Source organism: Nocardiopsis sp. MG754419, assembly GCF_018207095.1.
Taxonomy (GTDB): Bacteria; Actinomycetota; Actinomycetes; order Streptosporangiales; family Streptosporangiaceae; genus Nocardiopsis.
Genome location: NZ_QOCZ01000033.1, coordinates 8,428 through 26,033 on the forward strand (window position 1 = coordinate 8,428; position 17,606 = coordinate 26,033).

The 17,606-nt window shown below is 71.2% G+C and carries 14 protein-coding genes and 1 pseudogene; all 15 read right to left on the reverse strand.

What is annotated here, in order from left to right; all coding sequences use genetic code 11:
• A pseudogene (locus tag DSY14_RS29590) lies at window positions 1-139 on the reverse strand (amino acid acetyltransferase); the annotation flags it as partial.
• 13 nt (window positions 140-152) lie between these two features.
• The gene (argC, locus tag DSY14_RS09230; RefSeq protein WP_211716078.1) at window positions 153-1,181 is read right to left on the reverse strand and encodes an N-acetyl-gamma-glutamyl-phosphate reductase; all 1,029 of its coding nucleotides are present in this window, start codon (window positions 1,179-1,181) and stop codon (window positions 153-155) included.
• A gap of 202 nt (window positions 1,182-1,383) precedes the next feature.
• On the reverse strand, window positions 1,384-2,835 hold the full coding sequence (locus DSY14_RS09235; RefSeq protein WP_211716079.1) for an FAD-binding oxidoreductase: 1,452 nt from the start codon (window positions 2,833-2,835) through the stop codon (window positions 1,384-1,386).
• 159 nt (window positions 2,836-2,994) lie between these two features.
• The gene (locus DSY14_RS09240; protein WP_211716080.1) at window positions 2,995-3,486 is read right to left on the reverse strand and encodes a MarR family winged helix-turn-helix transcriptional regulator; all 492 of its coding nucleotides are present in this window, start codon (window positions 3,484-3,486) and stop codon (window positions 2,995-2,997) included.
• A 191-nt stretch (window positions 3,487-3,677) separates the two neighbouring features.
• On the reverse strand, window positions 3,678-4,904 hold the full coding sequence (locus DSY14_RS09245; protein ID WP_211716106.1) for an aspartate aminotransferase family protein: 1,227 nt from the start codon (window positions 4,902-4,904) through the stop codon (window positions 3,678-3,680).
• Between the two features lie 483 nt (window positions 4,905-5,387).
• Complete coding sequence (gene pheT, locus DSY14_RS09250) at window positions 5,388-7,877, reverse strand: phenylalanine--tRNA ligase subunit beta (protein WP_211716081.1); 2,490 nt, start codon at window positions 7,875-7,877, stop codon at window positions 5,388-5,390.
• Window positions 7,877-8,995, reverse strand: a complete 1,119-nt coding sequence (gene pheS, locus DSY14_RS09255) for a phenylalanine--tRNA ligase subunit alpha (RefSeq protein WP_211716082.1) — start codon at window positions 8,993-8,995, stop codon at window positions 7,877-7,879. Before pheS ends, pheT begins: the two co-directional genes overlap by 1 nt.
• A 231-nt stretch (window positions 8,996-9,226) precedes the next feature.
• Window positions 9,227-10,363 (reverse strand): HAMP domain-containing sensor histidine kinase, encoded by a 1,137-nt coding sequence (locus DSY14_RS09260; RefSeq protein ID WP_211716083.1) that lies wholly within the window; start codon window positions 10,361-10,363, stop codon window positions 9,227-9,229.
• A 519-nt stretch (window positions 10,364-10,882) separates the two neighbouring features.
• The gene (locus tag DSY14_RS09265) at window positions 10,883-11,728 is read right to left on the reverse strand and encodes an RNA methyltransferase (protein WP_211716084.1); all 846 of its coding nucleotides are present in this window, start codon (window positions 11,726-11,728) and stop codon (window positions 10,883-10,885) included.
• A gap of 26 nt (window positions 11,729-11,754) precedes the next feature.
• Window positions 11,755-12,126, reverse strand: a complete 372-nt coding sequence (gene rplT / locus DSY14_RS09270) for a 50S ribosomal protein L20 (RefSeq protein WP_211716085.1) — start codon at window positions 12,124-12,126, stop codon at window positions 11,755-11,757.
• A 170-nt stretch (window positions 12,127-12,296) separates the two neighbouring features.
• Window positions 12,297-12,491, reverse strand: coding sequence for a 50S ribosomal protein L35 (gene rpmI / locus DSY14_RS09275; protein ID WP_067607638.1), 195 nt, complete (start codon window positions 12,489-12,491; stop codon window positions 12,297-12,299).
• Between the two features lie 180 nt (window positions 12,492-12,671).
• Entirely contained in the window at window positions 12,672-13,256 is a 585-nt protein-coding gene (gene infC, locus DSY14_RS09280) for a translation initiation factor IF-3 (RefSeq protein ID WP_211716107.1), read from the reverse strand.
• Between the two features lie 438 nt (window positions 13,257-13,694).
• Entirely contained in the window at window positions 13,695-14,525 is an 831-nt protein-coding gene (locus DSY14_RS09285; RefSeq protein WP_211716086.1) for a shikimate dehydrogenase, read from the reverse strand.
• Window positions 14,525-16,903 carry an endolytic transglycosylase MltG gene (gene mltG / locus DSY14_RS09290; protein WP_211716087.1) on the reverse strand — a complete coding sequence of 793 codons (2,379 nt, stop codon included), beginning with the start codon at window positions 16,901-16,903 and terminating at the stop codon, window positions 14,525-14,527. Before mltG ends, DSY14_RS09285 begins: the two co-directional genes overlap by 1 nt.
• Complete coding sequence (gene ruvX, locus DSY14_RS09295; protein WP_211716088.1) at window positions 16,900-17,388, reverse strand: Holliday junction resolvase RuvX; 489 nt, start codon at window positions 17,386-17,388, stop codon at window positions 16,900-16,902. The genes mltG and ruvX overlap by 4 nt, the downstream gene beginning before the upstream one ends.
• Window positions 17,389-17,606: the final 218 nt, after the last annotated feature.

The window sequence follows — 17,606 nt, forward strand, 5'->3', positions numbered from 1 at the left end:
CCGCACCCCAGGGCTTCCGCGCCGCGGCGGCGCGGGAGGGTCCGTCGTTGACGACGACGGCGACGTCACGGCGGCCGTCGGGGCCGATGCCCGCGTGGACGCCCGCGGCGCGGAAGCCCTGGGGTGCGGTGACACTCATGACGGGTCCTTCCTCAGGGGGCGACCGCGGCGAGCGGCAGGCCGGTGTCCTCGGGAAGGCCGAGAGCGAGGTTGGTGCTCTGGACCGCGCCGCCCGCGGTGCCCTTGGTGAGGTTGTCCAGGGCTGCGACGGCGACCATGCGACCGGCGTCGGCGTCCACGGTGACCTGGACGAGGGTGGTGTTGGCCGCCAGGGTCATGGCCGTGTTGGGCCAGGTGCCCTCGGGGAGCAGGTGCACGAAGGGCTCGTCGGCGTAGGTGGTCTCGTAGGCCGCGCGGACCTGTTCGGCGGTGACACCGGGCTTGAGGGGGGCGGTGCAGGTGGCGAGGATGCCGCGGGGCAGGGGTGCCAGGACGGGGGTGAAGGACAGACGGACCGGTCCGCCGGTGACGGCGGTGAGGTTCTGGATGATCTCGGGGTTGTGCCGGTGGGCGCCGCCGACGCCGTAGGGGCTGAGGGCGCCCATGACCTCGCTGCCGACCAGGTTGGGCTTGGGGGCCTTGCCCGCGCCGGAGGTACCGGTGACCGCGACCACGGTCAGGTCGGGTTCGACGAGTCCCCGCTCCAGACCGGGAAAGAGGCCGAGGGTGGCGACGGTGACGTGGCAGCCGGGGACGGCGACGCGGCGTGCGTCCTTGAGCTGTTCGCGCCGACCGGGGAGTTCGGGCAGACCGTAGGGCCAGGTGCCGGCGTGCGGGGTGCCGTAGAAGCGTTCCCAGGCGGTGGCGTCGTCGAGCCGGAAGTCGGCGCCGCAGTCGACCACGAGGACGTCGTCGCCGAGTTGTCGGGCGATGTCGGCGGACTGTCCGTGCGGCAGGGCGAGGTAGACGACGTCGTGACCGCGCAGCTCCTCGACGGTGGTGGGGGCCAGGACCCGGTCGGCCAACGGGAGCAGGTGCGGTTGGTGTCGGATGAGGGGGGTTCCGGCGTTGCTTCCGGCGGTGAGAGCACCGATCTCGATCTCGGGGTGTCCCAGGAGCAGACGCAGCAGCTCACCTCCGGCGTAGCCACTGGCCCCGGCGATCGCCGCTGTGTATCCCATGGTGAGACCCCCTCCTCGCGATTGAACTGAACCATCATGCATGCCCTTGCAAGTTTATGCAACCAGGCGAGAGGGCGGCCACCGTGACCCACGTGACATGCGTGACAACGCCGGTGAAGCCCGCAGGGAGCGCCGGGACGGCCCCGCGACGAGAGCGACGGGGCACGGTCGTCCCGACGGGGCCAGGGAAGGGGTGACCCGATCAGCGACCGGGCATGCGGGTGGCCAGACCGGCCAGACGGGAGGTGTGACCCTTGCCCCGGGGGCGGGACTCACGGCGGTCGGCCGTGCGGTAGAGACCGCGGACGAGCCGGGTTCCGACCCAGCGCAGCGGCTCGGGCTCCCAGTCGCTGACCTCGTGGCCGACCCAGGGCAGGCGGGTCAGGTCGGTGCTGCGACCGAGGATCAGGTCGCGCAGTGTGCGCCCGGCCAGATTGCTGGTGGAGACCCCGCTGTGCGCGTAGCCCCCCGCCCAGGCCAGGCCGGACTCGGTGTCCAGGTGCACGGTCGGGGACCAGTCCCGCGGCACGCCGAGGACGCCCGACCACGCGTGTTCGACCGGCACGTCGACGACGTCGGGGAACATCCGGGTCAGGGCGCGCCACAGCTCGACGATCGCCTGGGGCTCGGTGGCGCCCTCGTCGGAGGGCGAGGAACCCGGACGTCGGGGCGCCCCGCGACCGCCCACCGCGATACGTCCGTCCGCGGTGCGCTGGGAGTAGACGGAGGAGTGGGCGGTGTCGCCCAGGAGCTCGCCGCCGTCCCACCCGATCTTCTCCCAGAGGTCGTCCGGGATCGGCTCGGTGACGATCATCGCGGAGCGCATGGGGCGCCAGCGACGGCCCTGACCACGCAGGGTGGAGGTGAACCCCTCCGTGGCCCGGACGACGTGATCGGCGCGCACGGTGCCGTGGTCGGTGACCACCGCGGGGCGCTCGGCGCCCTGACGCGGCCGGATCTCCTCCACCGTGGTGCCCTCGAACAGGTCGACGCCCAGTCCCTCGACGACCCGGGCCAGACCGGTGACCAGCTTGGCCGGGTGCACGCGGGCGGCGTGCGGCGAGTAGCCGGCGGCGACGGCGCCGTGCACGGCGATGCGGGGGTCCTCCAGGGAGTCGACCATGTGGAGGTCGTCGGGCCAGTAGCCCCAGTCCTGGAGGTACTCGATGTAGTCCCGGAGCCGTTCACGCTGGGCCTCGTTGTCGGCGACCAGGTACATGCCGCCCTTGACGAGGTCGGCGTCGATCCCCTCGGACTCGGCGACGGTGAGCACCTCGTCGACGGTGGACATCAGGCTGCGCTGCAGCGCGACCATGGCGGCCTTGCCGTGTGACTGTGCGTAACCTTCCCGGGAGCCGGCGAACTCGGCCGACAACCACCCTCCGTTACGACCCGAGGCGCCGAAACCGGCGAACTCACGTTCGATCACGCAGACGCGCAGGTCGGGGCGGTCCTTCTTCAGGTAGTAGGCGGTCCACAGACCCGTGTACCCGGCTCCGACCACGCAGACGTCGTAGTCGGCGTCCCCGGCGAGTGCCGCCCGACGCTCGGGCACCCCGGTGTCGCGGAACCAGTGGGAGACCCCACCGTTGGCGAAGCGCGCGGACCGGGGAATCGGCCTCAACTGGGCAGCAGTGGTGAACAGCCTCATCATTCCCCCCGGAAACTCGGTGCTCCCGACCCACCTCGCGTTGGGTCCCCGAACTTTGGCCAACCTACATGGGAACGATGGTGAGTGGGATGTTTTCTACACATTCGCGAGGATTCGCGGCCCATGGAATGCCGATTCGACTACACAGAGTTCCGAGAACCCTCAGCTGGAACTGTCACGGAGGGTACGCGCGATGGAGGCGAGTTGTCGAACGCCGTCACCGCCCAACGGGGTGAGCACGTGCTCGCGCAGGCGTTCGACGTGCCTGACCCGTGCCGCGTTGATGAAGGCGAGCCCGCTCTCGGTGAGGGTGGCGTAGACGACCCGGCGGTCCTCGGCGCAGTTGTGCCGCTCCAGGTAGCCCTCCTTCTCCAGGCGGTCGGCGAGCTTGGTGAAGCCACCGGTACTGAGACTGACCTCACGTGCAAGGCGACTCATCGGCAGCCGATGGCCGGGGGTGCGCTGGAGACGGATGAGGACCTCGAACCAGGGTCCGGCCATGTCCTTGCCGTCCGGGGTGATACCGCACAGGAGCTTGGGGCCGATGGAGTTCATCGCCTCCGACACCAGCCCCCAGGCCGTGATGAGGTCGTCGTCATCGGCCCCGCCCTCACCTCGGACCCTTTCGGCGTCGTCGGTCCGCTGCGTGGTCATCCACTGCCCCCCGTCGTGTCACAGGGCGCCCGTGGCGATATCGCACCCTGAAGAAATATCTTCCGAGAAAATATTACTCTACGATAGCAATTGACGACAGTAGTTTCCTAGAAAAATAAACCACCCGCCGGCGCGCTGCTCGCGCCGACGGGTGTGGGTCGGATCCGTGTGCGGGGCCCGGGGGCCCGGGGTCAGTGTCGGGCCATCACGGCGTCGAGCGCCCCCGCGAGCGTGGAGACCAGGTGGTCGATCTGCTCCCAGGTGATGGTCAGGGGCGGCGAGACCAGCAGGGCCTTGGGCACCGGGCGCACGACCACACCGCGGGTGCGGGCTTCCTGGAAGACCTCCGCCGTGGTGATCCCCCGCTCGGTGAGCGCCTCCTCGGTGAGCTCCACGGCGCCCATGACACCGACCCCGGACCGTACCTCCGCCACCAGCGGGTGGCCGGCCAGTCCCTGCAGGGCCGAGTCCAGGTGCCGTTCCACCTCACGGGAGACCGTGAACAGGTCCTCCCGCTCCAGGATGTCCAGGTTGGCCAGGGCGGCGGCGCAGGCCGTCGGGTGCCCCGCGTAGGTGGTGCCGTGCAGGAAGGGGTGCCCCTCCTGGTTCCAGAAGGGGTCGGCCACCCTGCCGTTGACCATGACCCCGCCCAGCGGCAGGTACCCGCTGGAGACGCCCTTGGCGAAGACGATCATGTCCGGGCTCACGCCGAAGCGCTCGATCCCGAACCAGTTGCCCAGACGGGCGAAGCCACAGATGACGCTGTCCACGACGAACAGGACACCGTACTTCTGACAGATCCGGGCGACCTCGGTGAAGTAGCCCTCGGGCGGAAGGAAGACGCCGCCCGCGCCGATGACCGGCTCGGCGAAGTAGGCGGCGACACGGTGCGGGCCCACACGGAGGATCTCCGCCTCCAGGGCCGCCGCGGAGTCGTGCGGGACCACGGAGGTGTCCTCGATCAGCCGGCCGTACCCGCTGCGGAACCGGTCCATCCCGATGATGCTGGTCCCGAAACCGTTGAGACCGTGGTAACCGCCGGTGCGGCTGATCAGGTGCTGGCGCTCGGGCTGACCCAGGGCCGCCCAGTAACTGCGGGCCAGCTTGGCGGCGGTGTCGATGGACTCCCCACCACCACTGGTGAGGATGGTGCGCGGGTCCTCGATCGGGGCGTGCGCCGCGAGGCGCTCGCTCAGCTCCAGGGCCGGTTCGTTGGCGAAGTCGCCGTAGACGGTGTAGGCGTCCAGGGTGTTCATCTGCCGGTGGACCGCGTCCGCGATCTCGTTACGACCGTGTCCGACGTTGCAGTACCAGAGGCTGGCGGTGCCGTCGAGGTAACGGTCACCGGACCGGTCCCACAGCCACACGCCCTCGGCGCGGGCCACCACGAACTCCGGGCCCTTGGCCACGGTGTTCATATCGCAGAAGGTGTGCCAGAGACGGCTGGACTCCCGGTGTTGCTTGGGAGCGAGCGCGGACGAGACAACCGTTTCGGTCATATGGCGACCTCCGAGCCGTGTACATGCGCGAGACCGCGCAGCGGAAGACGGATCCGACCCCATACCCGGGCACCCAGGTTGTGTCAGGTGCTTGCAGGCTAAGTTCTCGACCCGCCCCACAGCAAGAGCCAAAACGGAGCTTCATGCCCCGAAACCCAAACTTCATTCCGGCTACCCTCGGCCCTGCACCCCAAAACCCTTACTACGCTGGAAAAACAGCCCCTAAAAAATCTTGGAATCCGGGGTTGCGCGCCGAGCGTTTCGTTGGCGGGCAGGGGCGGAGAGCCGCTCGGGGATCTCCGACGAGGAGACCACGGCACAGTCCTAACACACGAGGGCGGGACGGGTCTCCCCCTCCAGAGGAACCCGTCCCGCCCGTGTGTGAACGGCGTGTTACACGGTTCAGCCGCGCAGGGCCGCGCCGGTGCGCTCACCGGCCAGGGCGACGGCGGCGTCGCGCGCCGCGCCGGCCTCCTCGGCGGTCAGGGTGCGATCGTCCGCCCGGAACCGCAGGGCGAAGGCGACGGACTTGCGCCCCTCCCCCACCTGCTCACCGGTGTAGACGTCGAACAGACGCACGCTCTCCAGGAGCTCGCCCGCGCCCTCGGCCAGGGCGGCGCTGATGTCGCCGACCGGGACGGAGGCGTCCACGACCAGGGCCACGTCCTGGGTCGCCACCGGGTAGGTGGACACCTCGGGCGCGACGACCTTGCTGCGGGCGCCCTCCATCAGGTCGAGGTCGACCTCCATGGCGGCCGCACGCTCGGGCAGCGAGAACGCCTTGAGGGTGCGCGGGTGCAGTTCGCCGGCGTGTCCGACGAGCACACGCTCGCCCTGGGCCCGCACGTACAGCGCGGCGCAGCGGCCCGGGTGCCAGGGGGCGTGCACGGCAGCCTCGATCTCCAGCTCCACGCCGGCCACACGCGCGATGTCCCGGGCGGCCTGGACGGCGTCGGCCCAGGTGGCCCGACGCTCGGGTCCCCACCAGCCGGCGCGTTCGATCGCGCCGGAGAGCACCACGCCGACGCGGCGCGGCTGGTCGGGCAGGGCGGCCTCGATCCGGGCGAGTTCCTCGGTGGTCGGGGCACGGTCCACCGGCGGCAGCGGAGCGCGCTCCGTCCCGGTCCCGGGCAGGTACACCAGACCCATCTCGAACAGGGCGACGTCGGGGAATCCGCGGCCCACGTTCCGCGCCAGGGTCCTCAGCAGACCGGGCAGCAGCGTGGTGCGCAGCAGCGGCTCCTCGTCGTTGAGCGGGTTGGCCAGACGCACGCTCGCGCGACGCGGGTCGTCGGCCGCCAGCTGGAGTCCGTCGAGGTCGCGCTCGCCCACGAACGGGTACGAGAGCACCTCGTGGTGACCGGTGGCGGCCAGGGTGCGGCCCACGGCTCGACGCAGACGCTGGCTCGACGTGAGGCCGCGGCCGAACCCCTTGAACACGATCGAGGGGATGTTCTCGTAGCCCTCGAAACGGATGACCTCCTCGGCGAGGTCGTTGGGGTCGGTCAGGTCCGGGCGCCAGGACGGCGGGGTGACCGTGAGCACGTCACCGTCGGCCTCGACGGCGCAGCCGATGGCGCGCAGCCACGTCTGCGTGGTGCCCTCCGGGTAGTCGACCCCGGCGACGGCCCCCGCGTGCCCGGCGCGCACCGTGATGGTGGTGGGCTCGGACGGGTGGTGGACGTGGGTGTAGGCGGTCTCCACCGTGGCCCCGCCGAGTTCGGCGAGCAGTTCCACGGCACGGGTGGCGGCGACGAGCTGCACCCGGGAGTCGATCCCGCGCTCGAAGCGACGGGAGGCCTCCGAGGACAGCTGGTGACGGCGCGAGGCGCGGGCGATGTGCCGTGGGTCGAAGTGCGCGGCCTCGACCAGGACCGTGCCGGAGGACGCTCCGATCTCCGTCTCCAGACCGCCCATCACACCGGCGACCGCCTGCGCACCGGCCTCGTCGGCGATGACGATGTCGTCGGTGTCCAGGGAGCGCTGGACGTGGTCCAGGGTCTCCAGCTTCTCGCCCGCCTCGGCGGCGCGCACGGTGACGGTCCCGGTGATCCGATCACGGTCCCAGGCGTGCAACGGCTGGCCGAGTTCGAGCATCACGTAGTTGGTGACGTCCACGGCCAGGGACACGGGCCGCACCCCGCCCTGGTGCAGACGGCGCTTCATCCACAGGGGGGTGGGCGCCTCGGGGTCGAACCCGGTGGCACCGCGCAGGACGAGGCGGTCGGCCAGGGCCGGGTCGGCGATGGCCCCGGGGTGGCCCTCACCGGTGGCCTCGGCCACGCGCACCTCGGCGGGGTCGTGGAGGGCCACGCCGTACAGAGCGGCGACGTCGCGGGCCACGCCGCGCATGGACAGCGCGTAGCCGCGGTCGGGGGTGACGGCGATGTCGAGGACGTCCTCGCGCAGGCCCAGCGCCCCGATGGCGTCGTCGCCCACCGCGCCGAACCCCTCGGGCAGGACGACGATGCCGGTGTGGTCCTCCCACAGGCCGAGCTCGGTGGCGGAGCAGATCATGCCCGCGGACATCCGGCCGTAGGTCTTGCGGGCACCGATCTTGAACCCACCGGGCAGCTCGGCCCCGGGCAGGGAGACGACGACCAGGTCGCCCTCGGAGAAGTTGCGGGCACCGCAGACGATCTCCTGCGGCTCACCGGAGCCGTTGGCCGATCCGACGTCCACCCGGCAGTAGCGGATGGGCTTCTTGAAGCCGGTGAGCTCCTCGATCTCCTGGACGCGCCCGAAGACGATGGGGCCGGTCAGGTCGGTGCCGAGCTCGTCGACGGTCTCGACCTCCAGCCCCGCCAGGGTCAGACGGGAGGCCAGGTCACGGGCGGTGACGTCGGCGGGCAGCTCGACGTACTCGCGCAGCCAGGTCATGGGGACACGCATCAGATCTCACTCCCGAAGGCCGAGGTGAAGCGCACGTCACCCTCGACCATGTCGCGCATGTCGCGCACACCGTGCGCGAACATCAGTGTTCGTTCCACTCCCAGGCCGAAGGCCCATCCGCTGTAGACCTCGGGGTCGACCCCGGCGGCGGTCAGCACACGCGGGTTGACCACACCGCAGCCGCCGATCTCGATCCAGCCTTCGCTGGAGCAGGTGCGGCAGGGTGCCTCCGGGTCGCCCACGGACGCGCCGCGGCACACGAAGCACTCCATGTCGACCTCGGCGGAGGGCTCGGTGAAGGGGAAGTAGGAGGCGCGGAACCGGGTCCGCAGGGCCTCGCCGAAGAAGGACTCGACGAAGGTGTCGATGGCGCCGCGCAGGTGCGCCATCGTGATGCCCTTGTCCACGACCAGGCCTTCAAGCTGGTGGAAGACCGGGCTGTGGGTGGCGTCGAGCTCGTCGGTGCGGAAGGTCTTTCCGGGAACGACGACGTACACCGGCAGCTCACGGGTGAGCAGGGACCGCACCTGGACCGGTGAGGTGTGGGTGCGCATGACCAGACCGGACTCGCCGCCCTCGGGCCCCTCCACGAAGAAGGTGTCCTGCATGGTGCGGGCGGGGTGGTCGGGCAGGAAGTTGAGCGCGTCGAAGTTGAACCACTCCGCTTCGACCTCGGGCCCCTCCGCGATCTCGAACCCCATGCCGACGAACACGTCGGCCATGCGTTCGGCGATGGTGATCAGCGGGTGCCGGGCACCGGTGGGCGTACGGTCCCAGGGCAGGGTGACGTCGACGCGCTCCTCGACGAGGACGCGTTCGTCGCGCTCGACCTCCAGGACGCCCTGCCGGGCCTTGAGGGCCTGGCCGACGTCGCGGCGGGCGCCGCCCACACGCTTGCCGGCGTCGGCCTTGGCGGCCGGCGGCAGAGCGCCGATCTCACGGTTGGCCAGGGCCAGCGGGGAACGGTCGCCGGCGTGGGCGAGCCGGACCTCCTTGAGTTCGGCGAGGTCGGCGGCGGCCTCAATGGCGGCCAACGCCTCCTCGCGCATGCGGGCGACCTCGTCGGGGTGCAGGGAGGTCACCTCGACCGGGTCGAAGGAATTGTTCGGTGCAGACATGTGGTTGCCTCGCCGTCACCGCACCGGCGGACGCGGGTGCGGGCGGTGGTCACGGTCCGCGCGGGGCGGACGAAGCCGACAGGAAGAAGCACGGGGTTACCGCGAGCCGGGCGCGAAGCCGGCCCGGGTGTCACGGCAAGCCCGGGATTGACGGGCCGCGCCGCCGAGGATCCGTCGCCGGGAACCGGGGCGTGGCCGTGTGCGCCCACCGGGGCCGGAGGGTCTGAGTACTCAGACGAACTCGGGTGTCCCGGCGGGCATGGTAAATCGGAACTCTGCGCCGCCGTTGGGGGCGCGGCCGACGGTGATCGTGCCGCCGTGGGCCTCGACGAGACCCTTGACGATGAACAGTCCGAGTCCCGTTCCGCCACGGCGCTTGCTACGCCAGAACTGGCGGAAGACGCGCGGAATGGTCTCGGGCGCTATGCCCTGGCCTTCGTCGCGCACCGACACCGATGTTCCTCCCTCACACGGCTCGATCACGACACTGACAGTACCAGCGCCGTGCCGCACCCCGTTTTCCACGAGGTTGGAGAGGATCTGTTCGAGTTTGTCGGGGTCGAGCCACATCTGGGGCAGTTCCCCGTGGGTCTCCACCCGGAAGCGCTCCTCGGCCTCCCCCGCGGCGACGCGGCCGGCGACCACCCGACGGACGGCCTCGGTCAGGTCGACGACCTGGCGGCGCACCTCCAGCCGACCGGACTCGATCCGGGAGACGTCCAGAAGGTCGTGGATCAGACGGGTGACCCGGTCCGCGTCGGCGTTGACCGTCTCCAACATGAACAGCTTCTGCTTGTCGGTGAGCCGTTCCCACTTGGTGAGCAGGGTGGAGGTGAAGCCCTTGACGCTGGTGAGCGGCGATCGGAGTTCGTGGGCGACCTCGGAGACCAGGTCGGCGCGGGAGCGCTCGGCGCGGGCGGAGGCGTCCCGCAGGGTGACGACGAGACGGACGACGTCTCCCCCCGGACGGGCGCGCACGTAGCGGGCGGCGACGAGGATCTCGCGTTCGTCGGGCAGACACAGGACGCGTTCGACCTGGCGGGTGCGGTCGCGATCGCCGCCGTAGGGGTCGCTGGCCTCCCACCAGTCGTGGCCGTCGAGGCCGCGCAGGGGAAGTGCGGTGCGGTAGTCGCTGTCGAGCGCCGTCGCGGCGGGAACGCCGACGAGTTGCGCGGCCTGGGTGTTGAACAACACCACGCGACCGCGTGCGTCGGCGACGACGACACCGTCGGGCAGGTCGTCGACGTGCAGTGGCATGTCTCCGGTCGCGGCGATGTCGAGGTCGGCGGTGACGGTGGCGTCCGTCGAATGCGCCGCCGCACCGTCGGAGTCCTCCGCCGGTCGATCCACCTGCCGGCCGCTGCCCACGCCTCTCCCCGCTCCCCTCCGACGCTCCGTGGCACAGGGTTCTGGGCCGCGGATCACTGATCGCTGGTGTCCGTCGTTCACGACTCTCCCCGGACACCACCGCAGGTCTACCCTGCACTCCCACCTGGTACGCCTCGCGCACCCCGACGCGATCTCGGGTGGGGAACCGAGCGTACGGACACCGAGGTCCGTCCGCTCGCTCCGGAAGGGCGCCCCCACCGGACGCGATCACGGTCCGGCCGCTCACACCGTGTGGCCAAGCCTGCCGTGTGCGCGGGGCGGGCGCACCCTTCTACCCGTGACACGGGTCGCGTGAGAGTGGCCACGCGCAATGCGCATGAACCACCGTGGTGCCGATCCGACCCTATCGGCACTCGGGCCCCGTGCACGTGCATTCGGGAAGGTTGGTACGACCTGTTACCGAGCGTGTACACCAGAGCGCCGCAGATCCGACCACACGGGCGTTCTCCACACGGAGAGTGATCGGGGGCGGTGGCGAGGAGGGGGCCGTGGGGCCGCTCAGGCGCGTCGTTGTTGCCGCGCCGTGGTGTAGAGGCACACCGCTGCGGCCGTGGCCAGATTCAGGCTTTCGGCCCCGCCGTAGATCGGGACGCTGACCGCGCCATCGGTCAACCGCACGGTCTCCTCCGGCAGTCCCCAGGCCTCGTTGCCGAAGACCCAACCGACCGGGCCGTCGAGGGCACCGTCGTCGGCGACCTGGTGCAGGTCCCTGTCGCCCCCGCCGTCGGCCGCCCAGACCTTCGCGCCGGCCTCGTGCAGGAAGTCGATCGCCCGGGCGACCGGGACCCCCACCACGACGGGCAGGTGGAACAGGCTTCCGGCGGAGGCGCGCACGCACTTGCCGTTGTAGGGGTCCACGGAGGCGTCGGTGAAGACCACGACGTCCGCGCCGGCCGCGTCGGCGGTGCGCAGGACCGTCCCGGCGTTGCCGGGGTCGCGGACGTGGGAGAGGACGACGGCCAGACGCGCGTCGGTGACCTTCTCCAAGGGGACGTCGACGAACTCACAGACCGCGATGACCCCCTGGGGGGTGATGGTCTGCGCCAGTTCGGACATCACGTCCAGGCTGACCCGGTGGGTGGGCACGCCCGCGGTGTGGGCGGCGTCCAACAGGTCGATGTGGCGCTGCATGGCCTCCGCCGTGGCGTAGACCTCGACAACACCGTGGGCGGCCCCGTCGTAGGGGGACCGCCCGCCGCCGTTCACGGCGGCCAGAGCCTCCCGCACAGCCTGAGGGCCCTCCGCGAGGAAGCGCCGCTCACGCTGGCGGAAGGTGCGCTTGGCGAGCCGCCGAACCCCCTTGATCCTGGGTGACCGGACACTCGTGAACTCGTGGCTCGCCATCGCTACCCGTCTCGTCGTGCCGGAGCCTAGGCCGCGGCGGAGGTGGGCAGGGCCTGCTTGGCCCTCTCCACCAGCGCGGCGAAGGCGGCCTCGTCGTTGACGGCCAGCTCGGCCAGCATGCGACGGTCGACCTCGATCTCGGCCAGCTTCAGACCCTGGATGAGACGGTTGTAGGTCAGACCGTGAGCGCGGGAGGCGGCGTTGATGCGCTGGATCCACAGACGACGGAACTGCCCCTTGCGGTCCTTGCGGTCCCGGTAGGAGTAGGTCATCGAGTGGAGCATCTGCTCCTTGGCCTTGCGGTACAGACGCGAGCGCTGCCCGCGGTAACCACTGGCCCGGTCGAGAACGACCTTGCGCTTCTTCTTGGCGTTGAGAGCCCGCTTCACGCGTGCCACAGTGACTCCCTCATTGGTTCTTCCGGCGCGCACGGCGCGCCGACCGGTCCGGCCAGGACGGGCCCGGCGGCCGTGTTCGCTTCAGGTGGTCGCCCCCCGAGCACTCCGAGCGCACCGACCGGGTCGGACGCAGGGGCACTGTCGAGGAGGGCGGGAGGTTACTGCCGGTCCTAGCGGCCCAGGAGCTTCTTGATGCTCTTGGTGTCGGCCGGGGAGAGCTCGGCCTCGTTGCTCAGCTTGCGCTTGCGCTTGGAGGTCTTGTGCTCAAGGATGTGGTTCTTGTTGGCACGGCGGCGCATGATCTTGCCGGAACCGGTGACCTTGAAGCGGTCCTTGGCTCCACTGTGGGACTTGTTCTTCGGCATGTCGCCGTCGTCTCCTAACTCCGTCGGCGCGGCACCCGCCCGGGGGCGGGTGTCGCGGTTGTTCCGCGCTAGGCGGGGTTTCGGGTCGCACGCCTGTGCATCACGGGCCGTTCGCGCACAGCCCACCCCACCACCCGTCGTCCTGGAGACGGCCGGGCGGTGGGGACTTCCCCTGGTGCCCTACGCCTGGTCGCTACGCTCGCGGCGGGCCTTGTCCCCGGCCGCCGCACGGGCCTCGGCCTTGTGCTCGGACCGCCGCTTGTGCGGGCCGATGACCATGACCATGTTGCGGCCGTCCTGCTTGGGCTGGGACTCGACCATGCCCAGGTCCTGGACGTCCTGGGCCAGACGCGCCAGCAGCCTGCGCCCGAGTTCGGGGCGGGACTGCTCACGACCACGGAACATGATCGTCACCTTGACCTTGTCCCCACCCTTGAGGAACCGGACGACGTGACCCTTCTTGGTCTCGTAGTCGTGCGGGTCGATCTTCGGGCGGAGCTTGATCTCCTTGATGATCGTGTTCGACTGGTTCTTGCGCGACTCACGGGCCTTGACCGCGGACTCGTACTTGAACTTGCCGTAGTCCATCAGCTTGGCGACCGGCGGGCGCGCGGTCGGTGCGACCTCGACCAGGTCGAGGTCGGACTCCTGGGCCAGACGCAGGGCGTCCTGCACGGAGACGATTCCGACCTGCTCACCGTTGGGTCCGACGAGTCGGACCTCGGGCACCCGGATACGGTCATTGATGCGGGGCTCGGCGCTGATGAGACCCCTCCCTAGCTTTCTCGGATTACCTGGGACCGGTCGGCCACCCGGGGGCGGTCGACCTGTTCGACCGGGTCGCCCGCGCTTTCAGGCCACCCGCCCGCTCCGGGGTCCGCACAAAGCAAAAACCCCGCCAGCGTGTGCAAGCGGGGCGATCCGACCGGACGTTGACGACGGGAACGCGACGCACCCCGGCCGAGAAGACAGCTTGGGGTGCGAGTCCGTGCTCGCCATCCGACCGAAGACCCACACGAGCGTCGCCCGGCGGGTGGGAGGATCATCTCCGCTTGCGGTTCCGCCACGCCGGAGCGTCGCGGAACAAAGTCGATTTAATCCGAGTGTAGCAGTAGTACGAGGCCGACGGGACGTGTGCGCGCCACGGTTCCTCGGTGTCCATCCGGAGGGGGCCGTGCGGAGCCGACTGCGCACGGGCGGGGCTCAGGCCCCGGTGGTCGAGCGGCGCCGCAGCTCGGCCTCGCCGGCGGCGCGCATGGCCGACACCGGGACCTCGTCGACCCCCGTCATCAGGCGGACCTGGGCCACCGCCTGGTGCAACAGCATGGGCAGGCCACCGACCACGCGACCGCCACGATCGGCGACGGCCTCGGCCGCCTTGGTGGGCCAGGGCGCGTAGACGACGTCGAACAGGTCGGCACGGGATACGGCCATCGCCGCAGCGTGGGTGTCCGCCGCGCCGGAGGGCAGGGTGGACACCACCAGGTCGGTGTCCAGGTGCCGCTCCACCTCCGCGAGCGGGGCCACGGAGATCCGCACACCCAGGCGTTCGGCGGCGGCGGACACCTCGCCCGCGCGCGTAGTGCTGCGGGCCAGCACCGTCACCGGCCCGGGGACGCCCAACTCCCGGAGGGCCGCCAGGGCGGAGGCCGCGGTGGCCCCCGCCCCCAGGACGACCGCGCCGCGGGGCGCGGTGATCCCGGCCTCGGTCAGCGCGACGGCGATGCCCTCGACGTCGGTGTTGTGCGCCGCCCACCCCCGGGCCTCCCGGACCAGGGTGTTGGCGCCGCCCACCTGGAGGGAGAGGTCACCGACCCGGGTGGCCAACTCCATGGCGCGCCGCTTGAGCGGCATGGTCAGGGACAACCCGGCCCAGTCGGTGTCGAGCCCGTCGAGGAAGGGCGCCAGCCCCTGCTCGTCGCACTCCTGCCGACCGTAGGACCAGTCGACCAACCCCATCCCGGCGTAGGCGGCCGTGTGCAGGGCCGGCGAGAGGGAGTGGGCCACCGGGGAGCCCAGGACCGCGGCGCGCATCAGTTCTCGCCACCGTTCCAGGTCTCCTCGAAACGGTCCTTGAGCACCTGGAACTCCTCGTGGGTCTCCGCGAACTCGGTGACACCCGCCTCGGGGTCGGTGGCCACGAAGTACAGCCACTCCCCCTCCTCCGGTTCCAGGGCCGCCTCGATGGCGTCCTCGCCGGGCGCCACGAACGGGCCGGGGATGAGGCCGGTGCGGAAGTAGGTGTCGAAGCCGCTGGTGTCCGCCTCACAGGCGTTCAACTGCTCCTGGTTCAGCGCGATGCCGTACTCACCGATGGCGTAGAAACAGGTGCTGTCCATCTGCAGCGGCATGTCGATGTCCAGACGGTTGTGCACCACCCGGGCGATCTTGGCCATGTCGTCCACGCCGCCGCTCTCGGCCTGGACGATGGAGGCGATCGCCATCATCTCGTTGGCGTCGTACCCCAGTTCCTCGGACCGCTCCTCCAGTTCCAGCGTCTCGCTGACCTGCCGGTACTGGGTGACCATCGTGCGGAGCACGGCCAGAGCGTCGGTGTCGGGCTCGAACCGGTAGGTGGCCGGGTAGAGGTAGCCCTCGGGGCCCGCGGTGGCGTAGTCGGGCAGACCGAGTTCGTCGGTCTGCGCGTACGCCTCCTGCAGGTCCTCGACGGGCACACCCGTCTCCTCGGACAACGCCTGCAGGATCTCGCTCGCGCGCAGACCCTCGCGGATGGTGACCCGTCCGCCGAGGCGGTTGTCCGGGTCGAACAGGGCGGCCACCGCGGCCTCACCGCTCATGCCCTCGGCCAGGGAGTAGGTGCCGGGGGTGATGTCGTCGCCGTGCTCGGCGAGGGCGTTGGTGAAGGATCGCGTACTGGCGACGACGCCCTCGTCGACCAGGGCCTGGGCGACGGCGGTGCCGCTCTGGCCCTCCTCGACGGTGACGACGACCTCGCCTGAGCCGCTGCCCTCGTGGTCGGCCGGGAACACGTAGGTCCGCAGGACCGCGAAACCACCGCCCCCGATGACCAACATGAGCAGCAGCACGAGCAGGATGACCGGTCCCTTGCCCCGATCACGCCGCGAGCGGCCCCCGCCCTTGCGGGAGTTCTTCCGCTTGGCCTGCGCCTTCTTGGCCGCCTTGAGCCGCTTGCGGGTGGCGCGACCGTTGCCGTAGGAGGCCGCGATGTCCTCGAGGCTGTCCTCCTGGTATTCGTCGTCCTCCTCGGGCTCCTCGTCGACCTCGTCCTCGACGGGCTCGGGTTCGGGCGCGGCCCTTCGGGAGCGGCGCGCACGGCGGCGGCCACGACGGCCGGCCGGTGCGTCCTCGTCCTCGTCCGACCCGAGAAAGGAGTCCGTGTCCTCGGGCTCCGCCTCGATGGGGAGCGCGCCGGTGGCCGCGATGCCCCCCTGGCCGTACCCGTCCTCGGAGGTCGGGAACGGGCGAGCGTCGCGGGGGTCGGCCTCGGTCCCCTCCGGGGCGAGAAAACCCTCGTCGTCGGACTCTGCGGCGCGTCGACGACGGCCCCTCCGGTTCTCGGACGCGGCGAACGCGCCACTGTCCTGCGCGGGCCGGAGCGACCCGGTTTCGAGGGACCCGGTGTCGAAGGTCTCCTCCTCGGCGCCACGCCTGGCGCGGCGCCGACCGCGGCGGCCGGGCGGCTCGTCCTCGGGCACGGCCTCGAAGGCGCCGGTGTCGCGGGCGTGCCCCTCCTCTTCCTGGGCCCGTCGACGCCGGGCCCGACGTCCCTTGGGCTGCTCGTCGGGTTCGTCGGCGAGGAAGGCCGGGGTGGGGCCGTCGTCCTCGTCGCCCCAGAAGGGGGAGCGGGCCTCTCGGGTCTCCTCGGCGCGCGGGCGCCGTGCCTCACGGGGCCGTTCCGCGGGCTCCTCCTCCGGCCGCGGGCGCCCGGTGGCGGCGGGGGTGCCGCCCAGACCGGCCAGCGCGGCGAGGGCCTCTTGTGTGGAGTCGGCACCGGGCCGCTGGTGGCCGCCCGTGTCCGTGGCCTCGGGTCCGGACCTGCCCCCACCACGCGCCGCGCGACCGCCGCGCAGAGCGTCGGCCGCGCCGGAACGGCGCGGGGAGCGCTCGTCGGATCGGTCCTCGGGCGGAGCGGCCCTGCGGCGTCGGCCCGACGGCGGGCCCGCCGGATCGTGACCCTCCGTGCGGCCGCGCTCGTCCGGAGGGGCCTGGCGGGAGGCGTTGAACTCGCCCGTGGGCGGGACGGTGTGGCCGAACTCACCGGTGCCCGTGGGGCCGCCGCGGGGGTCGCGCCCGGGCTCGGGGCGTGCCCGGCGACCGCGCGAGGGGGGCTGCGCGGGCAGGGGATCGCTCAGCGGGTCGTAATCGTAGCCGCTCTGACGGTCGGCACGACCACGGTAGGGACTGTCGGGGTAGTCATCCCTGTCGGTCATGAATCTCCCTGGCTGGCACGGACGATCTCGCCCGGGGGATGGCCTGTCGACCGTTCCTGGTCCAAGGCACTCTGCAGGAGCACGGTGGCCGCCGCCTGGTCGATGACCGAGCGGCGGGCGCGCCCGCCCTGAGCGCCCTTCTTCCCGAAGGAGGCGCCGGCGAGCAGCTGACCCTGGGCGGTCACCGTGGTGAGTCGTTCGTCCACGAGCCTGACGGGGACGGGGTCGAGGAGTCGGGCCAAGGAGTGCGCGAACTCGCGTGCGGACCGGGCGGCCGGTCCCTCCTTGCCGGACAGTGATGCAGGGTAGCCCACGATGACCTCGCGGGCCTCCTTCTCCACCACGAGAAGGGCGATGCGTTGGCTGTCGCCCCGACCGCGCGGCACCGTTTCGACCGGGCTCGCGAGCATGCCGCTCGGGTCGCTCGCCGCGACACCGATGCGGGCGTTGCCCGGGTCGACCGCCAGACGCACACCATGCCTCACGAGGACGCCTCCCCCGGGGTGGGGGCGTTGCGGGGAGGGGCTGTGCGGTCGACGGCACAGCACCGCTGTTGGGAGATCCTCAACACGGTGGTCCTGTTCATCAGCGGGATCGCGGGAAGGCCGCGCAGACAGCCGGGGGAATCGGCTGTGACGGGCCACAGTATGCCCGATTCGATGACGGTGCGCAGCCTCGGCCTCGAAGACCGTGCGCTCAGGGC

What these genes read in the sequence shown, in the direction of transcription:
- argC (WP_211716078.1), bottom strand. Translation starts at nt 1,181, where the DNA reads ATGGGATACACAGCGGCGATCGCCGGGGCCAGTGGCTACGCCGGAGGT.
- DSY14_RS09235 (WP_211716079.1), bottom strand. Translation starts at nt 2,835, where the DNA reads ATGATGAGGCTGTTCACCACTGCTGCCCAGTTGAGGCCGATTCCCCGG.
- DSY14_RS09240 (WP_211716080.1), bottom strand. Translation starts at nt 3,486, where the DNA reads ATGACCACGCAGCGGACCGACGACGCCGAAAGGGTCCGAGGTGAGGGC.
- DSY14_RS09245 (WP_211716106.1), bottom strand. Translation starts at nt 4,904, where the DNA reads ATGAACACCGTGGCCAAGGGCCCGGAGTTCGTGGTGGCCCGCGCCGAG.
- pheT (WP_211716081.1), bottom strand. Translation starts at nt 7,877, where the DNA reads ATGCGTGTCCCCATGACCTGGCTGCGCGAGTACGTCGAGCTGCCCGCC.
- pheS (WP_211716082.1), bottom strand. Translation starts at nt 8,995, where the DNA reads ATGTCTGCACCGAACAATTCCTTCGACCCGGTCGAGGTGACCTCCCTG.
- DSY14_RS09265 (WP_211716084.1), bottom strand. Translation starts at nt 11,728, where the DNA reads ATGGCGAGCCACGAGTTCACGAGTGTCCGGTCACCCAGGATCAAGGGG.
- rpmI (WP_067607638.1), bottom strand. Translation starts at nt 12,491, where the DNA reads ATGCCGAAGAACAAGTCCCACAGTGGAGCCAAGGACCGCTTCAAGGTC.
- DSY14_RS09285 (WP_211716086.1), bottom strand. Translation starts at nt 14,525, where the DNA reads ATGCGCGCCGCGGTCCTGGGCTCCCCGGTGGCCCACTCCCTCTCGCCG.
- mltG (WP_211716087.1), bottom strand. Translation starts at nt 16,903, where the DNA reads ATGACCGACAGGGATGACTACCCCGACAGTCCCTACCGTGGTCGTGCC.